Annotated in this window: 34 protein-coding genes, 1 tRNA gene and 1 pseudogene; 13 read left to right on the top strand and 23 right to left on the bottom strand. The window is 59.9% G+C overall.

Translation table 11 applies throughout. The features are described from left to right. The first annotated feature begins 96 nt into the window (after positions 1-96). The 3 genes from sepX to OG371_RS09890 all read left to right on the top strand — a co-directional run bounded on the left by sepX (position 97) and on the right by OG371_RS09890 (position 1691). Entirely contained in the window at positions 97-966 is an 870-nt protein-coding gene (gene sepX / locus OG371_RS09900) for a divisome protein SepX/GlpR (protein ID WP_329067800.1), read from the top strand. A 72-nt stretch (positions 967-1038) separates the two neighbouring features. Beyond that, positions 1039-1114 (top strand) — tRNA-Ala (locus tag OG371_RS09895). A 205-nt stretch (positions 1115-1319) separates the two neighbouring features. After that, positions 1320-1691 carry a hypothetical protein gene (locus tag OG371_RS09890; RefSeq protein WP_329067798.1) on the top strand — a complete coding sequence of 124 codons (372 nt, stop codon included), beginning with the start codon at positions 1320-1322 and terminating at the stop codon, positions 1689-1691. A 126-nt stretch (positions 1692-1817) separates the two neighbouring features. On the opposite strand, the pseudogene OG371_RS47380 reads toward OG371_RS09890, so the two are convergent. From OG371_RS47380 to OG371_RS09840, 11 genes and pseudogenes are all read right to left on the bottom strand, one after another. Next, positions 1818-2816 (bottom strand): annotated as a pseudogene (locus OG371_RS47380) (recombinase family protein); the annotation flags it as partial. A gap of 68 nt (positions 2817-2884) precedes the next feature. Continuing rightward, entirely contained in the window at positions 2885-3538 is a 654-nt protein-coding gene (locus OG371_RS09880; protein WP_329067794.1) for an ImmA/IrrE family metallo-endopeptidase, read from the bottom strand. A gap of 53 nt (positions 3539-3591) precedes the next feature. Then, a complete protein-coding gene (locus OG371_RS47375) occupies positions 3592-3966 on the bottom strand; it encodes a helix-turn-helix domain-containing protein (protein ID WP_442876095.1) in 375 nt (124 codons plus the stop codon). A 70-nt stretch (positions 3967-4036) separates the two neighbouring features. Beyond that, positions 4037-4864, bottom strand: coding sequence for a replication-relaxation family protein (locus OG371_RS09875; RefSeq protein ID WP_329067793.1), 828 nt, complete (start codon positions 4862-4864; stop codon positions 4037-4039). A gap of 115 nt (positions 4865-4979) precedes the next feature. Continuing rightward, on the bottom strand, positions 4980-7256 hold the full coding sequence (locus OG371_RS09870) for a type IV secretory system conjugative DNA transfer family protein (protein ID WP_329067791.1): 2277 nt from the start codon (positions 7254-7256) through the stop codon (positions 4980-4982). Continuing rightward, entirely contained in the window at positions 7253-7429 is a 177-nt protein-coding gene (locus tag OG371_RS09865) for a hypothetical protein (RefSeq protein ID WP_329067790.1), read from the bottom strand. Before OG371_RS09865 ends, OG371_RS09870 begins: the two co-directional genes overlap by 4 nt. A gap of 341 nt (positions 7430-7770) precedes the next feature. Next, entirely contained in the window at positions 7771-8337 is a 567-nt protein-coding gene (locus tag OG371_RS09860) for an MT-A70 family methyltransferase (RefSeq protein ID WP_329067787.1), read from the bottom strand. Next, complete coding sequence (locus OG371_RS09855) at positions 8334-8543, bottom strand: hypothetical protein (protein ID WP_329067785.1); 210 nt, start codon at positions 8541-8543, stop codon at positions 8334-8336. The genes OG371_RS09860 and OG371_RS09855 overlap by 4 nt, the downstream gene beginning before the upstream one ends. 53 nt (positions 8544-8596) lie before the next feature. Continuing rightward, positions 8597-8722, bottom strand: coding sequence for a hypothetical protein (locus tag OG371_RS09850; RefSeq protein ID WP_329067783.1), 126 nt, complete (start codon positions 8720-8722; stop codon positions 8597-8599). Next, on the bottom strand, positions 8719-8862 hold the full coding sequence (locus OG371_RS09845) for a hypothetical protein (protein WP_329067781.1): 144 nt from the start codon (positions 8860-8862) through the stop codon (positions 8719-8721). The genes OG371_RS09850 and OG371_RS09845 overlap by 4 nt, the downstream gene beginning before the upstream one ends. Before the next feature lie 44 nt (positions 8863-8906). Beyond that, positions 8907-9152: a hypothetical protein gene (locus OG371_RS09840; protein WP_329067779.1), complete on the bottom strand. Its 246-nt coding sequence runs from the start codon at positions 9150-9152 to the stop codon at positions 8907-8909. Positions 9153-9840: 688 nt separating this feature from the next. Here OG371_RS09840 and OG371_RS09835 point away from each other — a divergent pair. Continuing rightward, the gene (locus OG371_RS09835; RefSeq protein ID WP_329067777.1) at positions 9841-12858 is read left to right on the top strand and encodes an ATP-binding protein; all 3018 of its coding nucleotides are present in this window, start codon (positions 9841-9843) and stop codon (positions 12856-12858) included. Positions 12859-12896: 38 nt separating this feature from the next. On the opposite strand, the gene OG371_RS09830 is transcribed toward OG371_RS09835, so the two are convergent. Genes OG371_RS09830 through OG371_RS09815 form a run of 4 tightly spaced genes read right to left on the bottom strand, consistent with a single transcriptional unit; the run spans position 12897 to position 15902 of the window. Continuing rightward, entirely contained in the window at positions 12897-13583 is a 687-nt protein-coding gene (locus tag OG371_RS09830) for a hypothetical protein (protein WP_329067775.1), read from the bottom strand. A 53-nt stretch (positions 13584-13636) separates the two neighbouring features. Then, positions 13637-14872: a WXG100 family type VII secretion target gene (locus OG371_RS09825; RefSeq protein WP_329067773.1), complete on the bottom strand. Its 1236-nt coding sequence runs from the start codon at positions 14870-14872 to the stop codon at positions 13637-13639. 9 nt (positions 14873-14881) lie between these two features. Continuing rightward, a complete protein-coding gene (locus tag OG371_RS09820) occupies positions 14882-15226 on the bottom strand; it encodes a hypothetical protein (protein ID WP_329067771.1) in 345 nt (114 codons plus the stop codon). 1 nt (position 15227) lies between these two features. Beyond that, positions 15228-15902 carry an SAV_915 family protein gene (locus OG371_RS09815; RefSeq protein ID WP_329067769.1) on the bottom strand — a complete coding sequence of 225 codons (675 nt, stop codon included), beginning with the start codon at positions 15900-15902 and terminating at the stop codon, positions 15228-15230. A gap of 498 nt (positions 15903-16400) precedes the next feature. Between OG371_RS09815 and OG371_RS09810 the strand changes: the two genes are divergently transcribed. Further along, positions 16401-16730, top strand: coding sequence for a hypothetical protein (locus tag OG371_RS09810; protein WP_329067767.1), 330 nt, complete (start codon positions 16401-16403; stop codon positions 16728-16730). Positions 16731-16782: 52 nt separating this feature from the next. On the opposite strand, the gene OG371_RS09805 is transcribed toward OG371_RS09810, so the two are convergent. Next, a complete protein-coding gene (locus OG371_RS09805; protein ID WP_329067765.1) occupies positions 16783-16977 on the bottom strand; it encodes a hypothetical protein in 195 nt (64 codons plus the stop codon). Positions 16978-17075: 98 nt separating this feature from the next. Between OG371_RS09805 and OG371_RS09800 the strand changes: the two genes are divergently transcribed. Continuing rightward, entirely contained in the window at positions 17076-18026 is a 951-nt protein-coding gene (locus tag OG371_RS09800; RefSeq protein ID WP_329067763.1) for a hypothetical protein, read from the top strand. A 228-nt stretch (positions 18027-18254) separates the two neighbouring features. Here OG371_RS09800 and OG371_RS09795 read toward each other — a convergent pair whose 3' ends face one another. Genes OG371_RS09795 through OG371_RS09770 form a run of 6 tightly spaced genes read right to left on the bottom strand, consistent with a single transcriptional unit; the run spans position 18255 to position 20134 of the window. Continuing rightward, positions 18255-18497 carry a hypothetical protein gene (locus OG371_RS09795; RefSeq protein WP_329067761.1) on the bottom strand — a complete coding sequence of 81 codons (243 nt, stop codon included), beginning with the start codon at positions 18495-18497 and terminating at the stop codon, positions 18255-18257. A gap of 15 nt (positions 18498-18512) precedes the next feature. Beyond that, positions 18513-18923, bottom strand: a complete 411-nt coding sequence (locus OG371_RS09790) for a hypothetical protein (protein WP_329067759.1) — start codon at positions 18921-18923, stop codon at positions 18513-18515. Next, on the bottom strand, positions 18920-19147 hold the full coding sequence (locus OG371_RS09785) for a hypothetical protein (protein ID WP_329067757.1): 228 nt from the start codon (positions 19145-19147) through the stop codon (positions 18920-18922). Before OG371_RS09785 ends, OG371_RS09790 begins: the two co-directional genes overlap by 4 nt. Further along, positions 19144-19560 carry a hypothetical protein gene (locus tag OG371_RS09780; protein ID WP_329067756.1) on the bottom strand — a complete coding sequence of 139 codons (417 nt, stop codon included), beginning with the start codon at positions 19558-19560 and terminating at the stop codon, positions 19144-19146. Before OG371_RS09780 ends, OG371_RS09785 begins: the two co-directional genes overlap by 4 nt. 2 nt (positions 19561-19562) lie before the next feature. After that, complete coding sequence (locus tag OG371_RS09775; protein WP_329067754.1) at positions 19563-19775, bottom strand: hypothetical protein; 213 nt, start codon at positions 19773-19775, stop codon at positions 19563-19565. Next, positions 19772-20134, bottom strand: a complete 363-nt coding sequence (locus tag OG371_RS09770) for a hypothetical protein (RefSeq protein ID WP_329067752.1) — start codon at positions 20132-20134, stop codon at positions 19772-19774. Before OG371_RS09770 ends, OG371_RS09775 begins: the two co-directional genes overlap by 4 nt. Before the next feature lie 250 nt (positions 20135-20384). Between OG371_RS09770 and OG371_RS09765 the strand changes: the two genes are divergently transcribed. The 7 genes from OG371_RS09765 to OG371_RS09735 all read left to right on the top strand — a co-directional run bounded on the left by OG371_RS09765 (position 20385) and on the right by OG371_RS09735 (position 25299). Further along, on the top strand, positions 20385-21266 hold the full coding sequence (locus OG371_RS09765; protein ID WP_329067751.1) for a helix-turn-helix domain-containing protein: 882 nt from the start codon (positions 20385-20387) through the stop codon (positions 21264-21266). Beyond that, on the top strand, positions 21263-21475 hold the full coding sequence (locus OG371_RS09760) for a DUF397 domain-containing protein (RefSeq protein ID WP_329067750.1): 213 nt from the start codon (positions 21263-21265) through the stop codon (positions 21473-21475). Before OG371_RS09765 ends, OG371_RS09760 begins: the two co-directional genes overlap by 4 nt. Positions 21476-21711: 236 nt before the next feature. Continuing rightward, the gene (locus OG371_RS09755; RefSeq protein ID WP_329067748.1) at positions 21712-21927 is read left to right on the top strand and encodes a hypothetical protein; all 216 of its coding nucleotides are present in this window, start codon (positions 21712-21714) and stop codon (positions 21925-21927) included. Between the two features lie 91 nt (positions 21928-22018). Beyond that, positions 22019-22741, top strand: coding sequence for an AAA family ATPase (locus OG371_RS09750; RefSeq protein WP_329067746.1), 723 nt, complete (start codon positions 22019-22021; stop codon positions 22739-22741). A 220-nt stretch (positions 22742-22961) separates the two neighbouring features. Further along, complete coding sequence (locus OG371_RS09745) at positions 22962-23342, top strand: hypothetical protein (protein WP_329067744.1); 381 nt, start codon at positions 22962-22964, stop codon at positions 23340-23342. Between the two features lie 184 nt (positions 23343-23526). Beyond that, the gene (locus OG371_RS09740) at positions 23527-23754 is read left to right on the top strand and encodes a hypothetical protein (protein ID WP_329067742.1); all 228 of its coding nucleotides are present in this window, start codon (positions 23527-23529) and stop codon (positions 23752-23754) included. 738 nt (positions 23755-24492) lie between these two features. Next, entirely contained in the window at positions 24493-25299 is an 807-nt protein-coding gene (locus tag OG371_RS09735) for a hypothetical protein (protein ID WP_329067741.1), read from the top strand. Positions 25300-25501: 202 nt separating this feature from the next. Here OG371_RS09735 and OG371_RS09730 read toward each other — a convergent pair whose 3' ends face one another. Next, positions 25502-26893 carry a hypothetical protein gene (locus tag OG371_RS09730; RefSeq protein ID WP_329067739.1) on the bottom strand — a complete coding sequence of 464 codons (1392 nt, stop codon included), beginning with the start codon at positions 26891-26893 and terminating at the stop codon, positions 25502-25504. Positions 26894-26999 lie beyond the last annotated feature (106 nt).

The raw sequence follows: 26999 nt of genomic DNA, 5'->3' as shown, positions 1-26999 counted from the left end.
GCGGTTTTTCGTGATCGAAGTCGGCGAGTCTGCGCCTCCTGTGTGACTGTTGTGGCTAGCGTGACTACAGCAGAGGATCGGGGGAGGTGACGGGGGATGCCCAGTTCGGTGATCATCGTCGCGCTCGCCGCGGCATGGCTCGTCGTTCTCGTGCCCATGGTGGCCCGGAAGCGCCAGCAGGTCGCGCGAACGCCTACCTCCGCGCTGGCCGCGCGGGTCGTGCGCAGCGGGAGCTCTCGCAACGAGGGACAGGAGGAGTTCGCCATGTCCGACAGTGCGAAGCCTTCGGTGGAGGAAGACCTCGCCGAACTCGAGGCGGAGCTCGATGCCGACCTCGACGAAGACGAGGAACTCGAGCCAGATCCACTGCCGCAGCCCTCGCGGGCGGTCCGGGACGAGCCCGTGCGCGAGCGCCGCGCGAGTTACCGCCCCGGCCGAGGCGGGTTCGACCCCGAGGCCGCGGACATCGCCGCGCGGGCCAAGTACGCCTTCCGCCAGCGGATCGTGGTGATCCTGCTGGTGGTCGCCGCCGGTTCGGCCGCCTTCGCGGGCTTCGTGCTGCCCATCGTCTGGTGGGGGCACGCGGTCGTGGACGTGGTCCTCGTCGGCTACCTCGGCTACCTGCGCCGCCAGGTCCGCATCGAGAACGAGATCCGGCAGCGGCGGATGGCGCGCTACAGCAGCACGCGGGCCCCGCGCCGCACCAGCGAGCGCCCGATCGCCGACGAAGAGCCGGCCGCCCACCCGGTCGCCGGGCGCCCCGCCCCCGAGCGCGACGACGCCCGCGAGCAGGACGACGTCGAGGTGGTCGCCCCGCAACGCCGCGAGATCGTGGAACGCAAGCCGTCCCCGATGTCCCGCATCCGCCGCCAGGCCGTCGTGGTCGACCTCGACGACGAGGACCCGGCCTTCGAGGAACTCGACGAGCCCGGGACCAGCCCGTACCGCCGCGCCGTCGGGGAGTGACCCCCGCCGCGAGGTGCTCGTAGCGCGCTGATAAGCTCTACGAGCACCAAGTAAGGGGCTCAAGGTTTACCAGGGGCTGTAGCGCAGTTGGTAGCGCGTCTCGTTCGCATCGAGAAGGTCAGGGGTTCGATTCCCCTCAGCTCCACCATGACGGCCTTACTTGAACCACAGTCCGCAAGGGCCAGGTCAAGCAGGTCCGTCCCGGTAGCTTCGGCCCAATCAGCCCCCTCATTCGTGAGGGGGCTGATTGCGTTCCACCCCTCAGCAGCGGCCCGAGCTGTCCCTGTGTCGGCCAACACGGCGCTCACAGGCCGTTCGCGCCGGTAGTACGTCCGATCGGCCTCAACGAGGTCGTGAAGCCCTTCAGTGAAGTCCTGGCCGCTGATTTCGTCGCCATCGACGTAGAGCTTGTCGAAGATGACCTTGTTCATGGCCCGCCTCACAGCGGAGCCACCCTCGCGGTAGAACTTCTGCGGGTCACTGAGCAGCTTGAGCGCCAGTGTGAAGAACTCGCGCCCTCGGTCGATCTTGCTTGCTGTGTCGGTGAGCTGATCGTTGATCTCTCGCCGCTCGACCTCGATGGTTGCAATCTTCTGCTTGATCTTGGCGCGTGGCCACGCGGGGTCATCCAGGAGCTCCACGTAGCGATCTTCCGTGGTGTCCAACTCGGCCAAGCGGCCCTTCAGACGCTTGCGCAGCGCGTCCATGCTGCCAAGCTCATATAACAGTGTGTCGTCAAGCAGCTGACGTACCGTGGTCCGGAAATCCTCCGTTAGGCGAACCGTGGCGTAGTGCTGCTCAACCTTGGCCTCGATGTCATGCACCGCGATGTACGGCTGGTCACAGGCGTGTTTTTGGCGGCCTCGACACAGAAAGTAGAAGTAGGTCCCTCCGTTGCCTTTGCCCGGCATGATGATGCAGCGGCTGCCGCAGCGACCGCACCACAGTGCCCCCTTGAGGTAGTGGTTGTGTCGCCGTTCCCGCGTGCCACCTCCGCCGCGCAGTACGAGCACCCGCTGTACCCGGTCGAACAGTTCTTCGGTGATGAGGGGCTCGTGTCGCCCCTTGTACTCCTGCCCGTCGTAGGACACATAGCCCACGTAGTAACGGTCGCTGAGCATCGAGTACAGCGTGTTCAGGCTGAGTGGTTTCGTCGGCCGGCGACGCGTACCGCGGCTGGTCAACCCAGCGGCCGTGACCGTCTGGAGCACTTGCGTTCCGCTGTACTGACCGGTGCCGAACAGCTCGAACGCCTTGGCCACCAGTGGGCCGCGCACGGGATCGACGGAGATGGTCCGAATCTCGCCGCCCTCTGGCTTCGTTTCCCGCACGTTGAGGTAGCCGGTCTTGGCCTGGCCTACGGTTCCACCGTTCTTGACCTTCTGACTCATCTTGTAGCGGATATCGGCACCGCTGGCTTGTGACTGGTACTGATCAACCGCGTGGATGATCGACTCCACCATCGAACTTTCGGGCGACTCGCCCATGTCGAGGATGGTGGAGACGATCCGGGCACCGTGCTTGGCGAGTTCCTTCTTGGTGATCGCCGCATCGATGCTGTTCCGGAAGATCCGGTTGAAATGGTAGACGATGACGTAGTCGATGTCCTTGTGGTCCTTCAGCCACGCCATCATCTCTTGAAACACCGGTCGCTTGTCGATGCTGGTAGCCGTCTTGCCCGGTTCGATGAACTCCTTCACGATGTCCGCGCCCAGTGCGGCAGTCTTGCGCTGGCCTGCTTCGCGCTGAGCGGGAATCGAGATGCCCTCCGGGTTGTAGTCGGTGTTCACCTGGCTTGGCGTCGACACCCGCAGGTACAGCACTGCTCGTTTCCGACGCCCGACCCCCATCGTGGCGTCTCGAACGTCTCTACTTGTTTTGGTCATTGTTACCCTCCTTGCAGTCGAGTTATAACTCTCTATATGCAATCCACCAAATTTTTATCGATCGATGCCGTAAACGGTGCGCGAACCTGGCTGAAATAAGTCCGCGTCGCGCGACCGGGCTCGCTATCCCAGAGGCCAAGATACTTGAGCCGTATCTCCATGGCGCTCACCGAAACCTGGAACAGAGATGCCAGGTTGCGAACGTCGCGTATGCCGTTAAGCCAGGCAGCAGAGACCCACGTCCTCGGCATCAGGAAGCACGCCGCGAAGTACTGGCACAGTGTCTCGATCTGCTGACTTCTGATGTCAGGGTCGCCGTAGCCCAGATTGGCATATAGCATCGTGTCGAGACCGTCATCAATGACGTGTTTCAGCTCGTGGGCCAGCGTGTAGCGCCGCCGTCCGTGGACATCATTCTTGTCTACTTGGATGAGCCATTTACCGTCTTTGTGACGGCTGATGCCCACAAGGTGTTTCATCTTGTACTTTGGCTCGACTACGACCGTAATGTCGGGTAGCGCCAGGAGGCCGTCATAGCTAACGTGTGGCGCTGTTATATCAAGTAAGCGGAGCAGTTGTTTGGCTTGCTCCTCTGCCAGTTGGTAAGCGTCACCGAGTGTCAGTGCCCGCTTTGGTGCAATGTCGCGGATCTGATCGATCACGCTTTTCTTATTGTTCGCAGTCATCGCAAATTCACCTCCTTTCGCGGGGGTGTAGTTTTAGGTTAATTCTCCGTGCATTAGGGGGCGTTCTTGTTGCTATGCTCGTGCTTGTGCAGGATCTCTTCCAATCGCCGTTGCGCTTCAGTGCGTGCTGCCTCCGGTACTTGCGGATACTTGATCTGCAAGTAGGTTGCGAGGTCTGGTAGCTGGGCTGCTTGATCAACGCCAAGAAGCGCAAGTACATCGAGTGTCTTGAGTTCAAGAGCGTTGACCAGCGCAAGTAGAACGAAGATCGAAGGGTGAAGCACCTCGTCTCGCTCTAGGCGATGGATAGTGTTCCGAGGAACACACGTAATCTCTGAAAGGTCACTAAGGCTAAGCTGGGCACGCTCTCGTGCTTGTTTCAGGAAGCTCCCTAACGTCGATGCTGACGGGGCGCTTGGTTGGTCCATCTGGTCCTCCGCTTATCCCCCTTACTATACCACGGTCGTCCCATTTTCGGGATACAGGTAGTTGGTGTCGTTACGGAGGCAGTCCCGCCAGGCTCTTTAGCAACGCCACGACGGCGTCACGATCGACGGTCACCAGCACCAGTTCGCTTGCTGGTTCCGGCAGGCGACTGACTACCCGGACGATCCCGGCGCGTCGCACTTCATGCGGCACGGTCACGAGTACGCGGGGTACTGCTGACCGTGGGCCAAGGCCGCCCCGGTTCACAAAGTCCACGTAGGTCCGCAGCTTCCGATCAATCGTGGCAAGGCTTTCCGTTGCCCGATCTATCTCCGCCCAAAACAGTTGATCAACTCGCCCGTTGCTTGTGACTAAAAACGCGTCCGGCTTTAGCCAGCCGCCCCGTGAGTTCGGCCACCACGCGCCCGGTTCAGTGGTAAAATTGCGGAGTATCAGCGAGTTGGTTCTCTCGGCCTCGCGGAGTTCTACATATAACTCACTAACCGCCACGATGTGCGCGACAAACCGGTCGCTTGGTACGCGTGCTGGTCGAACCGAAGGAGGATTGCTACTACTATTCGTCCGTACCGCCAGTAGGCGTTGCCCGGCGATCCCCAGGCCGTACACGGCCACACTGGATCCCCGCATTGCGCCACCAACCCGACGCGGCAACCGGTGCAACACCCGCCACTCGGCAAGTCGCGCCAAGGATCGTGAGCGGGTGACGATGCGGGAGCGCCCAGCAAGATCAACAAAATGGAGGCGCTCGACCTGAAAACCGGTGACGAGGTGCAACCGGTTCACGGTCTCCAGAACCTGCCAGTCACGGGGACTCAGGCGCTCGGCGACCCAGGCGAGGTGTCGAGCCCGTACCCGCTTCGGGGGTGGTGTCGGCGTCATAATGACTCTCCTTGCAAGAGGCGGTATTGCCCGGCTGCTATCGCCCGATTTTCCAAGGTCAGGCCGGTTGGGAGCAGCGCAGCGACATCAACGTCGAAGTCAAGGGCTCGGCGGCTCATACGATGCCTCCATTTGTCGGGATCTCGCCGAGCCGGATCGGTCGCGTGCCACGTGTGGCGTGAGCGCGAGCGAGCAGCCCGGCTTCAACTTCGGCACGAGCAACGCCGTGGATGCCGGCTAGGTTGCGGCGGAGCGCTACAGCGTCCCGGATGGCTGCGGACAACGGCAGCGTGCGACCAGTGACCGGCGGCCGAGTCTGTCCATCCACACACAACCGCGCGGCCATCTCATACGCGCCGAGCCCCATCAGGTCGTCAGCGATGAGCACAGGTGCCACGCGCTTGGCGACCAGTTGCGCGTCCTCGTACTCGGTCTGAAAGAAGATCTGCGTTCGTGCGGTTCCGAGTACGGCTGCCCGGACGGCTTCCGGCACCTGTTTGGCGTACTGGTGAGCCAGGGTTAGCCCAAAATTGAGAGCCCGAGCCATCCCTAGCATATCCGTTACGTCGTTGCTCATCCGAACGATGTTTTGAAACTCATCGAATACGCCGAAAGTCTTCCGCCGTTGTTCGGACGGTACAGCGGTTCGTCGTAATGCTGCGCGCCAAACGCTACCAACCAGCAGTGACCCCACCAAACTAGCAGCCTCCGTGCCGATCAACCCGTCGGACAGGGGCACCAGCACGATCTTTCCCTTTGTGAATATCTCGTTGAGATCGACTCCGCGTGCTTGCCCGAGAATCAGACGCAAACTCGTGCGATGAGTAAATGCCCGCAGCTTATTCAAGACCGGGCCGACCATATTCAACTGCTCAGCCTCCGAGCGTTGGTCATATTCTCGCCAGTAATCCCGCCAGCGGTCATGCTGCTTCGGATGGTTCGCGACGTAGTGTCGCAGACCAACATTCGTCAGCAGCTCCGGAATTTCGGTCATCGCGAACGGCTCGCCGTTGGGTGCCGGAATCCGCACGAGACTCAGCAGGGCGGCTCGCAATATGTCGTCGGTGCGAGGTCCCCAGTTCTCACGAAAGATGTCTTTTAGGACGTGCGCGATGGTCTCGGCAGCCAGTTCGCGTTCGTGCTCACCACCACCGATAGCTAGCGGATTAAAGCCTGTTGGATAGTTCAGGTCACTCGGGTCCAGTACGATCAAGTCCTTCAGACGATGCTCAGGAAATCGCTCAAGGATGCTGGTGATCAGGTCAGACTTGGGATCGACGACGATTCCACCGTAGCCAGCGTTGATCTCACTCAGGGCCATATTGGCAAGCAGGGTCGATTTTCCAGTGCCGGTTGGCCCAAGGACGTATGTATGCATGGTGCGGTCGCGGGGCCGGATGGCCAGCGGCTGTGTGATGCCGGGGTAGTTGGTCTCGCCGATCACGACGCCAGTGCGGGGCAGATCGGGCGACGGCGGTATTCGGCGGCTGGTGCCCGAACGCAACCCCGGCAGGGCCACGCCATCGAGGGGAAACATTGCCGCGCCGACCGCTTCCAAGGCGTTGAACGTCAGTGGCCAGGCGAGCAAGGGGACTTGGCGGGTCGCTATGCGCTGGCGTACAAGCCAGCTCGGGACTATCCGCCACAGAAAGTGCGCGCCGGGTGCTTCCAAGACGCGCAGCGCGCCCACGATCCGGTGGATGACGCCGAAGGCGTGTGCTTTGCTCGGCCCACTGGCCGCGATCCGACCGGTAGCAACCAGTAGCGGTGCTCGCTGCTTCTGTCGCTGGTCGCGTAGCAGGTTGTGGTCGTCGGGGGTCGCCCCGGCGAACAGCCGCAGCGCGTCCGTCCCGGTACCCACTGACTTGCTGGCCCGGACACCGGCAAACAGCCACTGCACGCGGACGGCACTGCCTGAGGGCAACGGCTGCAAGGCGGCCAAGGCGCCGTTGGCAGCGGTCACGGCGCGGTCATCACCGAGCGGAGCAGTATGACTGGTCAGGCGGAGCTCAACTCCGGCCTGGTAGACCGCGGCCGGCTCATCGCCGGGCAGGACGTCGACGCGAACACCGGGCAACGACGCTCGCAGCGAGGCCAGCACTGCCGCATGTCGTCCCTCCGGCACCAACACCGTATGCGTGATGCCCTTACTGCTGGCTTCGATCTCGACCGCCACCGGCCACGTCTGAAGGAGCGAGAAACGGGGCGGCACTGTGTGCGCGCCGATCTGGCTCAACCAGGCAGCCACGTCTCTGGCGGTCAGGTTACGGGGCAGGCCCAGCCGGTAGCGCACAAGCGATCGAGACCAGCGGTCCGCCTCCCACGCTTGTGCGCCGAGCACCACGACGAACAACACGGCACAGCCGCAGAGCAACACGGCGAAGAGGATCACGATGTACTCCCGTCATCCTGATCGTCGTTCTCAGCCATGTCCGGCGCCGTGTCGGTCATAGTCTCCTGCTTGAGTTGCCGACCGAGCATGATGACGATCTGCGCCATCAAGTCCGCGTCAATTACCTCGCGTTGTGTTCCGCGTATCCGAACCTCCCGTTGGTTTTTGGGCATAGCAAACTCCTCCTTTCGCGTAGCATCGTGAAAAGTAATAAATCTCTAAGCGTCGCGGCGAGATGACCGGCCAGTGGCCTTATTCGTCAGCGTCTCAGCAGCGCAATAGCCTCTACTTGTTCTTGTGCCTGTAAACAAAAGCCGTGTCAAGCGATCTAGCGAGCCGAAGACGGTGGGACCCCTGGTGACAGTTGTATATTTCACGACAACCGAAGCTCAGGCGCGTGGTGCGCGGAGATCCTGCAACAGCAACCCCGCGACCTCGTTCGACACCCGTAGGCCACCGACGTCACCGCCCGCTGCACGGCCGCAGCCGCCCTATCTCCGGTCACCGTCGTGCCTCAGAGCGCCACATCACAGCTCACCTGGTTGCCCCACACGTCGTACCCCGGCCGGGTGCGACGGGCGAATAACTCAACCCGAGGGGCAGGCGAACACCGCTCAATGACGGCATACGCCTCTTCGGGTTTGTGGGAGTGCTCCTGTACCGGTGCGAACAGCCAGGTCGGCTGGCTCCGGTACAAGATCGGCGCTCTACCTCGCACCGCGAACAGCAGTTGCTCGCTCGCGTTACGGAGGTAGACACCCAGGCCAAGCCGCGGCTTGACCCACGTAACGAGGTTGACGTAACGGAAACCCCACGCCTGGATGACATCCTGCGCGGCCGGAAGCGCCGCGTTCGTGGTCCACAACCAGAGATGGGCGTTGTCGTCCGCCAGCCGATCGACTCGCAACGAGCAAATCTCGTCGATGGACATCAGCGGGTAGTGTCGTCCGGCCCCGTAGCCGCCCTGCTGCTGGATATCCCAGGGCGGATCAGCCAGGATCGTCTTGTATCGCTTGGACTCCGGTGGGTGCGGTCCAGCCGCACCCACCCCTGTTTCGTTCGTCGTCTTGTCCTCTCTCATTCGGGTTGGTATTCCTCGTGTGCCGTCGGATTGGCGAACACATCGGCGGCCATCACGGTGGCCCGCACCTGCTTGCGGTGCTCGGCGACGTAGTCGAGCAGCCGCTCGACGTGCTGGCACAGCTCGTCCTGGATGAACAAGGTGAGCGCTGTGGTTTCCTCTGCTTTCTCCAGCCGCTCAACCGTCGACGCCAGCAGCTTGCTCAACCGCCGCAGCTGGACTGCCAGATCACCAGTTGGGGGCGGGTTCGGGGTACTGTTCACTTGCGGACTCCCTTCTTCTTGTCGGTGCCCATCAGGTAGCGGGCGGTACGAAACCACTGGTGCCCTCGGCCGATGATGTAGCCGGCCGAGCTGGCAACCAGCACCAGCACCTCAGTGGTCACCGCTTGACCATGCGCACAACCAGCCAGACGGCCAGCACCAGCACCCCAACCACCACCAGCCAGACCATGACGTGGCTGAGCACCGAAAGGAAGATCCACAAGGCGAACGGGCAGAAAAATAGCAGCATAAAGAAGAACATGAAAGTCTCCAACGAGGATGAGAATAATAAAGACGACGAGAGGGCTAGCGGCGTCGGCCGACGACAACCCAGCAAATGCCACCGAGGACAACCGCGGCTCCAATGGCCGGAAGTGCTGGGCTAACCATGCCGAACAGGTTGTCCCAGCCGGCCGAAATGGCCTGCCACAACGCGGCGGGCAACACCGGGGTAAGGATGCCCGCAATGAGCCGCAAAAACAGCCCGAGTACCAAGAGGCCAGCAACAATGCCGACAACACGGCCGATGATGGAGCCAGAACCTTGCTTCATGTGAGGTGTACACCTCCCCTACCTCTGAGCGGGGGATGCAGTTCCGGCGGACGCTTGGTTGCCGTGACTGCCTGACGCCAACTACTAGACCAGGAGGCGGCCGCCGAATCGAGTTATGACCGGTCGTAGGCTGGCCGCCGCTTGTGACCACTACGTTTGCGCAGGTCAAAGGTGCTTTGGCCGCAACGCACGGAGGCTACTGACCAGTTGGGTCGTACGGGTCAGTCGGCGGTTGCGGTGCAGCTGGATACTCAGGCTGAGCAGGCTCCGCTTCCGGTGGAACTTGTGGCGAGTGGCCGATCTGGCGGTCGGCAGGCCGAGGTTGTGCCATCTGCTGATAAAATAGGTTTACGTCAAAATCGGGTGGCACTTCGTCACGTTCAATCAATCCTGCGAGTGTCTCCACGTCGTAAGAGTCAAACCTTGGTCCGGGTACGCGCTTAAACCACACAGCCAACTCCATTGGCGTCGGTGGCGCACCGCCTCGCGCTGCGGTCGCTTCTTCGCTTCTGGGATCGTTAGATGTGTATCGCTGAACAAATTCATATTCTCGACGTTTTCGTGGACTATTTTCTGACATAACAGTTGCCTTTACTGTTATGTTTGTAACATTTCAGTAAATATATGTCAAAACTCTTGCAAGGCACCTAGGGTATAGTTCGTACTTTGGGGCAGGGAGGATGGTTGCGTGACCGAGAGTGCGGGAGCCACTTTTGCAGAGGTCTATAACAGCCTGCGTTCTTTCGCGAAAGACGAGGGTGCGGCGCGGTCTGACGAAGACTTTGTAAAATTCCTTCAGGGCAAGGGTGCTGCTCTCGCCAAAGTGCTTGGCCTCGATCTAGATCAGACGCCCGGACGCCTGTGGAATACCCTTGCCGAAACTCTGGGCGAACGCATTGATCAGCTGCAACCACGGGACGGAACTCGCCGCTCATTGAGTCTCGCCGACAAGATCGAGCAGTATCGCAATCTTGTGCGGGTGTACTTTAATCTTCTTCAAGATGAAACCTTGACTGGAGATCTCACAGCGCGCAAACAGTACCTTGCGCGCCACTCAGTCGAAAAATATCGAGTCCAGGTCAGTGCTGGTCAAAAAGATTTTGCAGATGCTTGCCAGAAGATTGCCGCACACCTGTGTCCTGGTGACGTAACTGAGCCCACACTCGCAAAGTTGCCACCTAAAGATGCCGACAAGGTCAGCACCTTCATTCACCGCGAGCCGCTCGAACAGAAATTCTGGCAAGCCGCCAAAGAACTCCCCCAAGGCGTCGTATGTTTCGTAGGAAGCCGCGGTACGGGCAAATCAAGGCTAGCTAGCGAACTTGTTGCCCAGATGGAAGCCAGTGGGCGTGATTCCTTCCGCCTTGATGCCTCATCTTCTAGTGCCTTGTATCAGTCCATTGCCCGTGAGCTTTCCCTACGCGACATACCAACTGTCGGACGTGAAGACGCGCAGTTAGCGCGCGACTTCACGAGCTACATTGCCAACCCAAAGAACGGCCAGCCGGTTGTCCTGTTGGACGACGTGGCCGACGGCGAGATCGTAGAAGCGATCATCTCGCACAAGCCAACCACTCTCTTTGTGCTCACTTCTAACTACGGCGAGCTAGCCTTACGATGCCCGTATCGCCTCGTCGAAGTTGACGAGATGCTGCCTGCCGAGGCGGCAGGGCTTGCCCGGATGCTTATCGAGCCGGAACGGGCAACCGATGACGAGTGCTCACTGTTGGCGGTTGAGTTGCACAACTTGCCGCTAGCAATCGACCATGCCTCCGGCCTTATCAACGACGGATGGATGCAGGTGCCAGTATTTGTCGCGCAACAACAGTTACAGGCGGGCGTAGCCTATGATTCCCGGCCTGGTTCAAGCACAGAGCGTTCATTGACGTTTATCTACTTAGAGATGCTCAATCGGCTAACTGATGAATGCCCGGAAGCTTTGCTGCTGCTGTGGCTGCTGGCGCAGACCTTGTCGTACGCTATTCCATTGTCACTGCTATCCGACAGTCACGACATTCTTCTAACTCGACTTGGTGTCGCACCTACGACACCCGGCTATCCGTTCGCTGTAGGCTTCGCCGAGTTGCGACGGTTGCGGCTCTTGAAAAGCGATGACGAGCAATGGCGTATGCATAGCCTGACGCACCAACTAGTCGGTGTTCTACTTGCAGGAGACATGAAGCAGGACGCCATCATCTCAATTTTGGCAGCCTTCGGTTTTTCGGTGCCTGATGCCCTGATAGGCCGGGCGCTGCAAGGTGCAATCAACGGTGAATATGCCCACGTTGACTGTGCTTTAAACCGACTATCGAGTATCTCTGACGACGAGCGGTACGACTGCAACCTTGGTCGGGTCGTTACCATCCTTGGTAAGTTTGATGGAATTCACAACCAAGCCTTCGACCAGAGAGGCCGTCTATTGCATGTCTGGCAAATTCTCTACACAGGCGGTGCGTTGCCCGAAGCGTCAAAGAAAGCGCTTGGACAATTAAAAGATCTTGATCTCGATCATGCGGAACTGGCCTACGCCTCAGCTGCAAGCGATTACGCTAGTGACGGCGATCACCTACGATATGCGACAAATTTGCACGCGATAGCCGGCGTGGCGAATCAAAATGTTAACGACGATGATCTCGAACACCGAGTATGGGCACGGCTACTTGAGAACGATGCCTTGCTAATTGTCAAGATTAAACCAGCAGCAGAACTATTTACATTCGCCTTCGCCACTATGCAACTGCTGTGGAGTTGGCCTGAGCCGCCGAGCCTTTGGCTCGGAGAGGCTTTTCTTCGAGCAGCAGAAGCCAGGGCCAAAGAGGGAGATTGGAAGAACGCCACCGAACTGTACCTCTGGGCACGCGATGCGTTTGGAAAAGGTGAGCAACAAGCCAGTAATATTTGCGGTAAGGCTTTTGCGCTCAGCGGGGCACGTCATGCTACGACAATCACTGGCAGTGAAGGACGTTGGAATATTCAATCTGAGATGGGTGCGCTAAGTAATGAAGAAATTGCTAAGTTCCAGGACTATGGCCAGTTCAGTAAGACCGGCCTGCCCCTCCTGAGTATGGAAGCTAACGCAGCATTGGCGAGGGTGACGGCTCAAGCAGCTGTCACTGACCTCATCAAGTTATTTGCCGTTAACTCAAGACATGACGAGTTCCAGAAAGCCTACGCAGAGAATCATCAATTCTACTACTTTTGGATTCCAGTTCTAGACTCCCGAGAGCCACGGAGCTTTAGTGAGCACTACGACCAAATACGTTATGATGCAGCTAGGAATAATGACTATCCCGCCTGCGCGACACGTTGCAATGCTCTGCGGAAACTGGCACGCGAGGATAACGACATCGAACTTGCGTTGCGGGCAGACCTACTTCACTTGAAATTGAACGCACTTCGAGCGCCCGGCGAACTTACGCTAGCACAAGCGCGTACTTTCATTTCATCGGCTGGCACCGTGGCGGCGATCGCAAGAGAATCGACCTTTAGATACCTACACCATGAGGCAGTCGCCGCGGCTCACTTTATCGTAAGTTGTGTTGACAGATCGGACCAGGATTACGGAACTCTACAGTCATTGCTAGAGGTGGAATCGATACCGTCGATCCTTGATGACGCCTTTGAGGAGAGAGAAGTGTCGATTCTTCCGTGGTGTAAGCGAGTCCTAGAAGGTCAAGTGTCGCCTTTTGGAATTCTTGCGTTTTAGCGGAGGTCATCAGACGAGCGGTGTGCTATCGTGCCCCTCTACTCCTCCCCAGACGACCGGGCCGACTCCCGCAGCCGCAGCGCCGGAGTCTCGTTGAGCTTGAGTATGCCAATGGCCTGGACGCTGACCTGAGCACCGTTGGCCACCGAATGCAAGATCCCGTTGTAGACGAGATCCCAAATTTTGCGGTCGCGCTGGAGTTCTTCGAGACTTCGGCCGAACCCGAGGTCCTTGTCGTAGAGCCACAGGTGAAACGTAGTGCCGCCGTAAGAAGCGTCGATTTTGGTCAGCTCGTAGAGGTCCACCCACATGCGCTTCTTGATGCCCCAGCGGGTCCGTTCGACGAGAAGCCAGTCGGCTCCTGCGGCATAGGTCATAGAGCTGAAGGGGCTGGACATCAGCACGGTGCCGACGACCACGAACACCCACATCTGCCAGTAGGTGAACGCTGACAGGCCGCTCCCGCTGAAAACGGAGATTGCGGCCACGATGACCAGCATTAACCCGACACCACTCAGGACCAGGACAACCTTGCCCCGAGGACTTTCCCGGTGCCACGCCAGGACCGGGCCGAGGCCGGGCGGTGGCAGTGGCTTCCGCGACAGCCGTCGTTCACGGTTCGAGTCAAACTCGGGGTCGGGTGCGTCACCGCGCATGTAGGACAGGCCATGCGGCGGGAACGGTTCACCGATCTCGCTGTCAGGACGCGGCGGCAAGCTCTCCAACGGTGGCTCGTCACCCTCAGGTGGATGGGGTGTCACGTGCTCTGGCCTCTCGCTCAACTCGGCACCAGCCAATCTGCAACAGCTTGCCCACCGATGGCTCCGGCAATCCCGCCGACCGTACCCACGACGAACGAGCCGACGGGGCCGAGGGGTGCACCGTAGAGCGCGCCGGCCAGCGCGCTGGCGCCAATGCCGCCGAGCGCACCACCGCCGATAATGCCGCCAGTGTCGGCCGCTGCCTTGCCCCAGCTCTGCTCACCCTTCGCGGCGCTGAACGCTTCGGTCCCGGCGGTGATGAGACTGCCGACGTACGGCATGCCACGAAGGAGTTTCTGGCCTGCTTTGAGGCCCATGCTGGCGTCATCGGGGAGATTGTGAATTAAGCTTTTGCCGGGATACGCCGAAATGAGTTTGCGGATCGGCTCGGGCACTTTTTCGACGTATTGGCCGTACTGCTGAGCTTTAGTTTCGTAAGCGGCCTTGTTGCTGCGGGCCTCGTCGCCAGCCCACTTGACCAGGTCTTTGTCAGCTTCAGTCCAGGTACTTTGGGTGCCGAGCGCCCAACTGTCGAAGAACTTCCCGGCAGCGTCAGAGCGCTGCGCTTTAAGAAGGTTCTCCGCGCGAGGGTTCTCGAAGGTCTTGATGTACCCGTTGACTCGGGAGATCGTGGTAGTGCCGACCTGGTACGTGTCAATCTGTGGTCCCTGCGGAGGCGGCTGGATGGCCTGCCGGAGTGCTCCGTGGGCGTTGCCCTCAGCGGTACGAGCCGCATCGACGATTGATTTGCAGGTGTTGTAGACGGCCACCTTGCCGTTGTAGACGGCTACTTCGGCGTTGTACGCCTTGATGTCCCCGCCGTAGGTGCCGACGATCCCGGTGACATTGTTCGCCATGCACACCTTAATGGGCGTGCCTGGCTGAGGCGTCGTGATCGGATCGGGCTCGACGATGAACGGCCCTTGCACAGCCAAGCCGCCCGCGGTGGCTTTGGCGAGGGCGTCCTGCATGCTGGCAACTACCGCGTCCAGCGACGAGGCGAAGTCGCGCAAACCGCGCTCGGTGCGAGTCGCCCATTCGCCCATCTCGTCGGAGACGACGTCGACGTTGTTGATCGCGTCCATGAAAGCCTGGCTCGCGGGTCCTTGCCAGCCAGCTTCAGCGGTGGTGTGAGCGGAACGGACGTTGCCCGCCGCGCGGTGTCCCGCGTCTGCCACCGTGTGCAGCCAGTCGGCGGCAGCCACGCAGGTGCCGGACGACCCATTAACCGTGGTGTTGAGCGCCTGTCCCATGAGTACCCTCTACCCGTGCACGTGGTCTTCGCGGCGGCTGTCGGGTGTGTTCTGCTGCCCGCTAAGTGTCACTTGGCCGGCTGCATCGTTCTCAATATTGTCGTACGCGCCGTTGGCGGCGTGCACCTTGGCCGCGGTGCCGCCGGTCACGCCAGCACAAGCGGTCGCCATCTGCACGATGTCTGAGAGCACCGTTCCAACTGCTGCCGACGAGGCTCCGGCGTCAACGCCCCTCACGACACCAGACGTCACCCTGTCAAGTTCCTGCTCACCCTGCCGCAACTGCCCAACGATGCTGTTCAGCGCGTCGGGGGTGAAGCTGTATCCCGCGCTTTCCCCGTATGGCCCACTCACGTCAGTTCCCTCCGATCGAGCGCGAATTCCAGTTGTGCACAGGCCCAGCATGGCGCGATTCGTCAGCCAAGACGGGGTTGAGGAGCACCCCGTAGGCACCGGATTCCTCGGCCACGTCGGCAATATCGTCGGTGTGGATTGCAACCCATGGCTGGTGCTCCCCACAGCCGTGAACCAGCAGCTCGGACGACGTGTAGGCCAGCAGGATAGGGCGACCCCTCGGGTCGGGTTGCAGCTCCAGTTCCACCACATACTGACCTTCGCGCACCGGCCGCGAGGGCACATACAGGTAGCTGTCGTGCTCCTCTAGCGGCTCGAGTTCTTCAAGCGGTGGCTGATCCCGGCTGTCGACCTCGGGATAACGAGGTACGACATCCAGCACGGCGTCCAGGATGATCGTGCTGACCTTCAGCTCCTCGCAGAATGCGATCAGCTGGTCGCGGGTGATCTGCTCCCACGGCTGCCCCGCCCCGCAGGCACCGACGAGCAGATCAATCGCGCTGTAGACGGTGACGGCCTTGTCCTGCCGGATAGTCCGCCGCACCTCGACCCCGCCAGGCTGACCACCCTCGGGTGGTGTTACCAGCACAAACAGCAGATCTGGCAGCCGCTCAGGTGCATCGTCCAGCCGAACCAGCGCATGCCGAGCACCAGCGGCCTCCCCTCCGGTGGTCAACGATCTCCCCCTACCACTGCGCCCCCGCGCACGCGCTCCCTGTGTCTCGTATCTGTGTCATGCCGTGCGCTCAGTGTAGCTAGCACCCGCTATGCCGGAAGTACTTCACTCAGATTGCAAGCCTCGTCACCCAGGTGGAGTAAGCGGAAGGTGGTCGTCGACAGGCTGGATCACGGCTCCCAGCGAGACCCGACCAGGCTGGTGACGGTTCGCCGCAGATTTGGCAAGCCGGCGGTTGCGCTGTGTAGGCTCCTCGGCGCTTGAGCCGATGGCCATCTGGGCGAGTGTCAGCTAGCCCTGTTGACTCGACGATCTTGCAACACGTTGTTATGCTATTAATGGGGCGAAGGGGCGTGGGATCGCCGCCATGCAAGTTGTTTATTTTGCGTATAAAAGCCTGCGGGTAATCGACATGTGCACAGTTGAGCCGTAGGACGTTCGCATGGTCAGTTCGGGCCTGACCGCTCCACCTTTATCGTCATATATAAAATCAGCCTCGTGCACAAAGACATGCTTATGCGTAGTATCAATGAAATTTATGAAGATGTACTAACCGCCCGCAGATCGGGTCGTTCCCTTGCGTCGTCAGAAGTGCGAGAAGTCGAGGCGGCAATTGCTAGTCACTGGCCGTCGAGTTCTACTGAGGAAGCTCGCCGAATGGTAGAAATCATGCAAGCAGTTCACTCAGTGAATTGGTTTGAGCTGATGACTCGGGCTGAGCGCCACGAGATTGCCCACTGGCAGCTTCTTTCGCAAGCGAGCGATGCTATCTATTCAAGCGCTGCTGAGGCGGTAGCTGAAGAAGACGGCCTAACGCGGCCCGCATAAGAAATGACCCCCCTGGATTGCTGGCCAGAGGGGCCATTTCGATACTGCCTGATTACACCGACGGTCCGAAGAGTTGATCTCCAGACTCGTCGAACCCGAGGTGAATGTGGTCAGGCGGGTTCTTGCCCTGGATGATGAACTCCGAGGCCACCGGAGTACCCGTGTCCTCGTGGACGCCATCCGACGACACGCCAACCCACGCGTTCGGGTTGTTGTCCTGCGTCTCAAATCGGCCATTGCCGCTCATCTTGCCCACCTCTCTGCGTCGATCCAGTACTTTCGTAGGTAGACGCTACGGACGCGGTGTCGCGGAGATGTCGCTCGAAACGAGGAGGCTATCTGCGCATGCCCCGACCAGGCAAAACTGACCAGCAGCGACGGGCTGAGCAGGCGGCCGGCCTGCACATTCGGGAGCTTCTGTACCAGCCTGGCCCGTGCCGTGACCAGTGGGAAGAGGTTGCAGCGGAGATCAAGCCAGGGGAGATCACGCAGGCGGCTGTCTGTCAGGTCCTGGCGCTGTACATGTGGGAACACGCCATAGAGCCGGATACCGTGACAGATCTGCCGCGCAGGCTCAAGGACCCGGTAAGCAAGGCATTACGGGGAGTAGCTATGAGCCCCAAGTTGCTGCGGCACTTCCTTGGAGCGTTCAGGTTCTCTGACGCAGAAGTGACCCGCATCCGTGGGTTGTACCGCGGAGACGCGCGGCCAAGCGTCATCGTCGGGATGCTGCCCTTGCCGGAGCAGAGACCAAGCTATCGAAAGCCGGCCTTCGACACGCTCAAACTCCAAGAGCACCACTGGTTAGGCCCCGACGGCCTTCCCGTACGTCACCGCACGGAAATTATTCTTCGCTCGCGCATCGACGGCCTGACCTCGTATCTGTACCGCTTCGACACCCCGCATGCTCGGATTAAGGCAGTTCGAGGTGGCGAAGCGGGACCACTCCATGAGCTCGGGTCGGGCATCTGGGCGGTCGAATTGCAATTTCCTCACCCGCTGAAAGCGGGAGAAGAGCGTTATATAGAGTTCTGGACGATCCTAAAGTACGACGTTGCACCACCTTGTGAAATGCGCCGCGGTACGCATGAACGTATTGAGCACCTAGATGTTCGCGTCGAGTTCCATCCTGACAAGCTGCCCCGGAGCATTTATTGGGGCGAGTGGGCGCACTACGCCGGTCCTGACAATAAGTTGATTTACCGAGATAAGTTCTCTCTCGACGAGCATCGGGCGGTACATCGCTACGTTGAAGCTATTGAACGGGCAGTAGTGGGATTTTATTGGGAGTGGTAGGCGGCTATCTCCGATAATCTCGCGCTGGCCGACTTCTCTATTGCACGCTGACTTACCCGCCTGACCAGCAGCACAAACGCCAAAAAGGACGCCACCCCGCTGCACCAGCACGGCATAGCGTCCTTTGGCCTGGTATCCCTAGCTCGTCACTGACACCCCACGGGCAGTGTCGTAGATCTACTGCCCGTGGGGTCCGGCGAACTGGTGTAGACGGTCGGCGCAAACCCGTTACCAGCGGCCAGTAATGCGGTTCATCGCCACCCGGCTCAGCACCACTGTCACGTCAGGATCGAGCGCCAATCGGCGCTCGTTGAAGTCGGCCAACTGGGCGGTATCTAGCGCGGCCTGGGCTCGCGATAGCGCAATGGGTGCATAGATCGGCCCACCTCGGGAACTGCGGGCGATACGCACAGCCAGCACCAGTGCCACCAGTCCGAGGACCGCCAACAGGAACCCGGCGAGAAGCAGCAAGATGGCCAGGAGTCGCTACCTCTCGTCGAATCGTCGCAAGCCATCCAGCACCTGCCGCATGATCTCGGTGTCCGGTGCCTGTAGCGGCGTCCGTTGCCGTGGGTAGGGGCTTGGTCTGCGCTCGACGTATGGGCGCTTGCGAACAGGCAGCCGGGTAATCGGGGTGACGGTGGTGGGCTGCTCGTTAACCGGCACCGCTGGCAAGACGTCGGTCACTTCGGGATCTTCGGTTGGCCAGACCGCTGCTTCGTCAGCTCGTTGCTGCTCGACGCGCGCGACAATCGCAGCGACCGACCAATCTGGTTGCTGGCGGGCACGGAAGCGCTGCCGTCGTCGCGCCCGCCGCCAGTCAGAAACGACCCAGCGGAGGAGCAGGAGCAGCGGCGCCCCGATGACCACCAGAGCACAGACCGCCCAGCCGTTCACGGACTGGGCGGGGCGTCGCCGTCGTCGCGCAGTGCGTGCCGGGGCTCGGGCGGACTGTCGCCGGCGTGCTGGTGCAGCAAGTTGCCCAGCTGGATGAGTAGTCCGGCGAACTCGTGCTGCTTGGCCACCGGCAAGGTTCCGGCCAACAAGCCGGTGGCCACCGTGGGCACGTGCCGGTTGACCGAGTGCAGGGCGTTGACCAGCTCTCCCGTTTGGCGCTTCATACGCTCACCTCGGCCAGCTCGTCAGCCAGGATGCGCAGCGTGGAGCCGGTACGACGAATTTCTGCGGTCAGCTGCTTGGCGATCGTGGCCGTGCCGGAGAGGTGCTTGCTCTCGATGACCAACGCGCTGGCACTGTCCGGCAGCCGCAACACGTCGAGCAGTCCCGTGAACCCGGGACGTATGAGCGCCGTACTGGCCACGCCCCGGTCACGGAAGATAGTGCCGAGGCGTAGACCGCTGGCCACACTCCACCAGGTCAAGAGGTCGGCGCAGGCATCGGCATATGCCGGGTCCACGGTGCCGGTACGGACGTAGCCGTAGACCATCTGGGGGTTGGCCGGATATTCGGCCGGCGGGATCGTCAGCAACTTACGAGCGAGAACGTGCAGCTCAGGGAAGGTTTCCGCGGTCATGTTCACCGCCCCTTTCGAGCAGGAGCGGGCCCGGTCCGCCGCATGGTGCTGTCCACTTCCTTGAGGAGCCGCCAGACGGTGCGGACGGCCAGCCCGTACGTCGTTGCCCTGGCTTCGGACGCGGCCTTGAGCTTGGTGGCAAACGTCCGGCGACCTGCGCGGTTGCCGAGTGGCGGCCGCGCGGACTGGTGGTCGTCCGGCTTCGGGGTAATCATGCGACGGTCTCCACCAGCTCGACAGCTTCGGCGTGGGCGTCGAACTCCAACCGCTGTAGCAGGCTGTTCTGGAGCAGCGGACTGCGAGCCAAGTGCCGGTAGGTCGGGATGACGACGTGGTGAGCATCGGCGCGTTTTAGCTCTTCCACCAGCTCCTCGAAGGCGTCGTGCACGCCACAGACGAACTCGTAGAAGATGGCCGCCAGGCACCAGCCCTGCCGTTCGGCGAAGCGCTGCATCTCCAGCTCCATCCGGCGCACCTTGGCGTCCGGTATGTCGCACGGCACCCGCATGTAGCCGTAGGCCAGCGGCTGGAGCGCGAGATGTGGCGGCAGGTCGTCCTCAAGAAGCGCAGTCATCCCATGAACCCCTTTGCTGGTGAGCCCGCCCGGTGATGGCGTCGGGGTCGCAGCACCACCGGGCGGACATTCGTGGGGCAGCCGTTCGCTGGCTACCGGTTGTGAGTGAATCACCACGAAGCTCAAATATGCAAGACTCACAGAGAAGACTCGTTTGGAAAACTCCGAAATCATGTCTAGCATTTCAAGACGTGCGCTCAGATGCTTTCAAAACGGGTGTAAGGTGACTCCAGAATGAGAGGTGGAGACGTTGGCTGACGGAATGTCAGGCTCGACAGTGCCGCGTAGGCAGCTCGGCCGGTACCTGCGCGACGCGCGCGGCAAGGCTCGGCTGACGGTCAAGGCCGCCGCTGAAGCGTTGGAGTGGTCCGAGGCCAAGATCTGGCGGATCGAGACGGGGCAGACCAGTCTCAGGAGCCTGGACGTTGAGGCCATGTGTCGTATCTACGGGGTAGACCCGGACATGACCGAGGCGCTCAAGGGGCTCGCCAAGGAGACCAAGACGCGCGGCTGGTGGCACGCCTACGGCGACGTCATCCCCGGCGGTTTCGACGTCTACATCGGGTTGGAGGGTGCTGCCTCCGCGTTCCAGTGGTACGAGTCCGAGCTGGTGCCGGGGCTGTTCCAGACCGCTGACTACGCGCGGACGCTCATCATGGCGGACAACGACGTAGACGCCGAGGAGATCGAGCGACGAGTTCGGCTGCGCATGGAGCGCCAAGCGCTGCTCACTCGGGTCACGGCCTCCCCTGAGCTGCGGGTTGTCCTGAACGAGGCCATCTTGCGTCGCCCGGTCGGAGGTGCGGCTATCCAGGCCGGCCAGCTGAACCGCCTGGTGGAGGTCGCCGAGTTGCCCAACGTCACGCTGCGGGTAGCGCACTTTACCGCGGGCCTGCACCACGGCGTCATGTCCGGACCGTTCGTCATCTTACGTTTCCCCATGAACGGTGACGGCAAGGAAACCGAGCCACCTACGGTCTACGTGGACGGCTTCACCGGCGACCTGTACCTGGACAAGCCGCAGGAGATCGAGCGCTACGACCGGGCGTTTGAGCGCATCTGGGAGGCCTCGCTAAACGAGGCCGACAGCAAGAAGATGTTCATCGAAGTAGCAAGGGAGTTTGGGTCATGATGAGTGCCGAGTTGACCGGGGCTCAGTGGCGGAAAAGCAGCCGCAGCAACGGTCAGTCTAACTGTGTAGAAGTCGCCTTCCTAGAAGACGGCCGCGTGGCCATGCGTGACAGCAAGCAACAGGGTAAGGGTCCGGCGCTCGTCTTTACTCCGGACGAGTGGGACGCCTTTGCGGGCGGCATGGCTGATGGAGAGTTTCAGCGGCTCTAGTCCCTGGCAATGCAATAAAGCCCGCCTTCCGCATGGGAGGGCGGGCTTTATTGCTGTTCGTTGTGTCGACTTTTCAAACGGTCGAGCAGCGTCAGGAAGGCTCGGCAGATGGTCTTTCTCTAACCCACTGAGGTCACGACTTGGTTGCTGTCGATGCGATGGCGTAGCAGGCATCCACCTGGAACAGACCTATTCGGTGCACCACAAAGGTTTCGTATCTGACACGAGGAGCAGGCGTGGACGACTACACCAGGCAGCAGATCGCCGCAAAGGAAGAGCTGGAGCGAATCGCTCAGGAGAAGTACCGAGACGAGCAAGCTCGCATGGTTGCAGCCGTCGCCCTTGAGAATGCCGAGAAGGCGAGACAGCACGCCGAAGAAGTTGCCCGTCAGCGCCGGGAGGCTGAAGCACACCACAACCAGGCACAGGGTTTCAAGGACAACTGGAAGTAATCTGTCAATTGACGTCGGTCTTGGTTCGACGAACGTGGCAGGATCGACGTTTCTTTTCCTTGCCTGGCCGAAGCATTGCTATACTACTGACATGCTATTTACGGCCATTGACGCTCTGAGCGAGAACGACGACGTCAGTTCATGGCCGTTTACGGTGTCCGCTATCCGTCAGGTGGCGCAGAAAGGTCTACAGTTTTCGAGCCCCATTACGGTCATAGTGGGTGCCAACGGTTCCGGCAAGTCGACGCTCGTTGAAGCTATCGCCGAAAGTTACGGGCTAGACGTTCGAGGCGGCCATGGGGCACGGAAGTACGGCAGCAGTCTGACGAAAGGGCCACTCGGAGAAGTACTGCGACTCAAGAGAACAACCACCGGCCAGCGGTTCACTCGTGCCCACGCCAAGGGCTTCTTCTTGCGGGCTGAGACTGCCTTCGGCATGTTGTCGTACATGACTGAGATGGGCGTCAGAGGCTACGGGGAGCGGCTCTCGACTGAAGTGAGTCATGGGGAGTCGTACTTGCAGGCGATACTTGGACGTTTTGATGGTCCGGGGCTCTACTTGCTCGACGAGGCAGAGGGGCCGCTGTCCGTTGAGTCGACCTTGGCTTTGATGTATCGCTTGCGTGAGATTGCAAAGAACCCAGACGTCCAAATTATCTACGCAACACACTCACCGCTCATCTCAGCTATCCCAGGTGCTCAGATTCTGCAAATGACTGAAGACGGCATTGCTGAGGTTGCCTGGAACGAGCTTGAACTGGTGGGCCTCCACCGGAGGTTTCTGGAAAACCCTCGCGGGTTCTTTGAAGACTGACCAAGCTTCTGCTTAGTTTAAGCTGTCCCATCTTGATGGCCTCTTGGTCAGTTGCTCGGCGTCCGGGGAGTGCTGTGCTGATGGTCGGCGGTAACATAACAACTTGGTTGCTTTCGATGCAATGACGTAGCATACCCGCGTCTGGAACGGACCTATCTGTTGCACGGCTGCTGGTTTTCAGTATCGGAAGCCCGCTTAGTCCAAGATCGGAGATTAGAAAATGCCAAGTGACGTCATTCGTGTGAGATCCGCTTTGAATGTCGGCGAGATCGCGCGAGTGTTCCAGAACGCTCTGAACGGCAGACGGGTCGTGTTCGGAAAAATCGACCCGGGTGACGATCCGTTTGCTGGTATGGAGGTCCAGCCGGCCTTCAGCGCTGTCGCCTCACACGACAAGAACGTCGGTAGTTGGGCGGTGCAGATCTACGTCTACGAGGAGACCAGTTCCCGCCTGACGGAGCTGCACGCGGTGTACCACTCCGGGTTCAGCCGGGCTATGAATGGGACGAAGAACACCTACTCGAAGACGGCGAGCATCAAGAATGCGCAGGCGGTAGTTGGAGCCCTGAAGGGAGTGGACTCGTCGCTGATGGTCGTCTAAGTCTTGTGAGCGGCCGGAGCGCAAAAAGTGGGCATTGGGCATTTCTGCGAGCGCCACGCGGCGTCAAATCGCGGGGTGCTTGCAGGTGCCTCATTAGCACTGCCTATTTGTGGTTTGGTTTTAAGATTGAGTTAGACCCCTGGCCAGTAGTTCAACATCTGCATCGCAGAAAAGGATCATGCAAATGACATCCGCTGATTCGAAGAATATTGGTATCGCCTATATCAATGATCGAGGCCGGGAGGTGCAATCGATCGGCGGTTGTGCGAGTCTAGAAGCTGCAACAAGTGAAGCTCAACGAAGTCTCGACGACGGACTCGTGAACGCCGTCCGGGCAGTGATCTACCTCGGCCGTTCTCTTAATGAAGGTGAAGTGCTGGCTGAACTGGAGCCACGTAAACGACGGACGTAAAGGAGGAGGCAACATTACTACGACGACTCGACTAAGCCCTATCCAGCCGCAAGTCAGGCTCCACTCGCCGAATCGTCACCGTACACGGCTTGTCTCCAAAGTTCTGGAAGTGCCGAAAGAACAAGTACACGCCGTCTTGGGGTAGTTCCGTATCATGGTAGCTGGTGACATGTGGTGCCTCATGCGGGTAGTAGCGCATAGTAAACTGTGGCTTCGGGTCTTCTGGGCTATAGACGCCCAGTAAGACCCGCTTCATGTCATTAGGCTTAATAGTAATATGCGCCGCAGTAAGCGGGTCGCTAAGTATTTTGTCTTCGTCTGGTGCGTGCTTGTCCATATGGAACGTGCCTCGTTTAAAGTTGGTAGAGGCTGCGGCCGGTCGGTGCCCGTGAAAACCAAAAAACCTGCTTCCACAAGACCCTAAGAACCGAGCCACAACGTAAACCGCGCCGCCGTCGCAATAAAGCGGGGGGGGGGGGGGGGGGGGGGGGGGGTAACTTCTAAGCTCCATCTGTGGTCTTGAGGTTAACCCCTCGACCGTCACCGTACAAAACGGCAACGTGACCCATTCCCTTGGACAGATTATGACAGGTACTTATTAAAAGATCATGAAATGTGGCGGTACGCTGCGGAGATCTAGAAGCTACCCTGGTACAGGTCCGTCGCCTGGAAACGCCGACATCGACATAAGTCGAAATAGGGCTTCGATTCAGGCCGGCCTTGCCTACGCAACGACGTATGGCGGCACTCGACTCCTACGCCCCTGACAGGAGGCAGATGAAGGGCAAGAGATCTTCTCTGGTTGGACTGAGCTTCCTGGCCGGTGCGCTTGCGGCGGGCTTGGCTAGGCGGTCGATGCGTCATGATCCACAAGGATGCGAACGGTCGCATTCTCCTGTTGAACAGACAGGCTTACCGCAAGGTCATCGCGTCGGCCGTGTTTCGGGCCGGGACGACTTCAGTTTTCTGCTTGCCATCCTGGCTGGTGTTGCCTTGGCGGCTGGCGTTGTTGCGTTGCAGACGGTCATGGTTTCGGTCGCGCTGACCGTGGACTTCTTTGTGCTCGTTGTCTTTTGGCTGGCCTCTTTCGTCGCCGTTGCACTCGTCTACTTGTCGGTCAAGTACGGAGCTGTATTTATCGAGGAACGCATCGATGCGACCGAGAACATCATGCTGATGTTGGTGACGTTGGCTGAGTCTGCGATGTTTATTGCTGTTACTATCGGGCCGGGTCCATTGCTCGCCGTACATTGGTTCGGCAGCATTTCGGCTTTTGGCCTCTTAGCTGGTAGTACTACGGCAATAGTCAAGCGGATGTTGACGCGCCAAGTTCTCAGGGTGCCTGACGAGAAAACTAGTCGATATGCTGACTCACTGAAGGCCGACATAGTTATGGCGTTCATGTTAGCCATCGGCGCGGCTGTATATCTCTTTTTGTCACCCCATCCGTCGAGTCTGAGCATGCTGATTGCTGGCCTTGTCTGCCTACTGTTCCTCATTGGGGGAATATTGAATCAGCGCCGCACTCGATTGAATGTCTTTTGATGTGTGCCAGGTGCTGCGGGCGCTGCGGCTCACAGTACGAGGTACGCGGCTACGCGGAGATAATGAGCAGCGGCCGGCCAGAGCAACCGCCGGATGGTGCGTCCAAGCACGTGGCCTGCCCGAGCTGCGCCTGCCTGGCTAGTCGCTGTCGAGCGTCCGGTGGTTACAATCCTTTGCTTGTAGCGTCGCAACCTGCAAGCCCTTAGAAGCCGAGCTGCCAGCGGATGCTCAGACGGTTCAGCTCGCTGAACATTCCCATGGGGTCCGTAGGCGGAAGTGTATCGGCCAGCGTCAAGTTGTAATTCGGCAAATTCTCCACCGGCGTCTTCTCCATCATCAGGTTCAATAGGGTTAGAACACGAGGGAAAAGTTGCTCAAGGAATACCCCGGGCTCAACGAAGAGCTCATGTGCAGTCTTTCTCTGTACGCCCCAGGCTGCCGAACCGCCTAGTGCCGTAAGAGCCGTCATTACTTCGGAAATATCTTCTCGCGGGAGGCCGATTAGGGTAGTAGCCACATGGCCACCGATCCCATTTATAGTCAATCCCTGCAAAGCTTCACCGTGTACTGAGTTTCGGACACTCCGTAGGACGGTCAGGACATGTTCACCGTCCGCGCCGTTTGAAACAGTATCGGCGAGCGCTGCCGACAGGCCGCGCACCTGCTCAAGCCAGCCTTTGTTTTGCCGTTCTTGCCAGGAGGCCCTTCGTAGCTTATTTTCAGGCATCTTCAACGTCAAATGCGCCACTCGTGCGGCAGCATCTACCGCACCCATAAGAAGAATCGCCACTGTATTGAGATCTGAGAGCGCCGTGTTCGTGCTGTCATTATTCTGGGGTCGATTCAGCGTGCAGTGAACAGCGTCTCGCGCCTCTAACGCGTGCTGTACTCGCTGCAAAAGTGACTGTGCCAGGTACAGAAGCCGGTCATCTCCTTTGCCAATAAGTACCTCCTTCGCGCAAGCTGCATACCATCGCCACGAGGCGGGTAGCAGTTCATGGGCGCCGATCAGATAAAATCCTCCTTTGCTCGTCGTAAGCGTGTCGTGGCCATTGAGTCCGCACTGGATCATGTAAACCGCCTGCGCTCGGAGATAGAGCGCCACGACAGGCAGGGCGTCGACTGGCCGAAGGATCGTCGTACCCTGTGCAAAGTCAATGCGCGATTCAAACAGGTACGGCCGCTCGGTCACAAAAATGTCGGCACCCCAGGCTTCGGCGACCTGTCCCGCAACTGCGTCAAGTCGTCGCTGCTCACCGGCCTGGCAGGGGCCGAGTTCGTCATACGATGTTCCTGACATGTCATGCTGCGCAATCTCCGTACGATTGCCGAAAGTTCCCGTGACGAAAAATTGCTTCTCGTCCGCGTATACAATGGATTGAATCCCTTGCTCGTCGGCCTCAGAAGTGACCACTGCCCAGCCAATACATGCCTCCGCTCCAGTTTGAGAGCGTTTGGACGGCGTACCGGCGGGAGGCCCGACGTCGGCGTATCTGCACTCTGTAATGAAGCGGTGTGAAAGTAACTCCCCGAGGATCAACTCCGCCGAGTACACGCCTTCATCCAGTCGAGCTAAAAGGTGTGCGTCGACCATGACGCGCAGCTTGCGCAGTGGGCTTTTCCCTGCAAACAGGGCGCAATCTGCACCGGTGCCACCATGCGCTGGCTGCGTTGGCCATTCGCAGGTATCTGAGCCTGAG

Origin of the sequence: Amycolatopsis sp. NBC_01480 (genome assembly GCF_036227205.1) — a bacterium.
Taxonomy (GTDB): Bacteria; Actinomycetota; Actinomycetes; order Mycobacteriales; family Pseudonocardiaceae; genus Amycolatopsis.
This window is presented reverse-complemented; position numbering and strand designations above follow the sequence as displayed.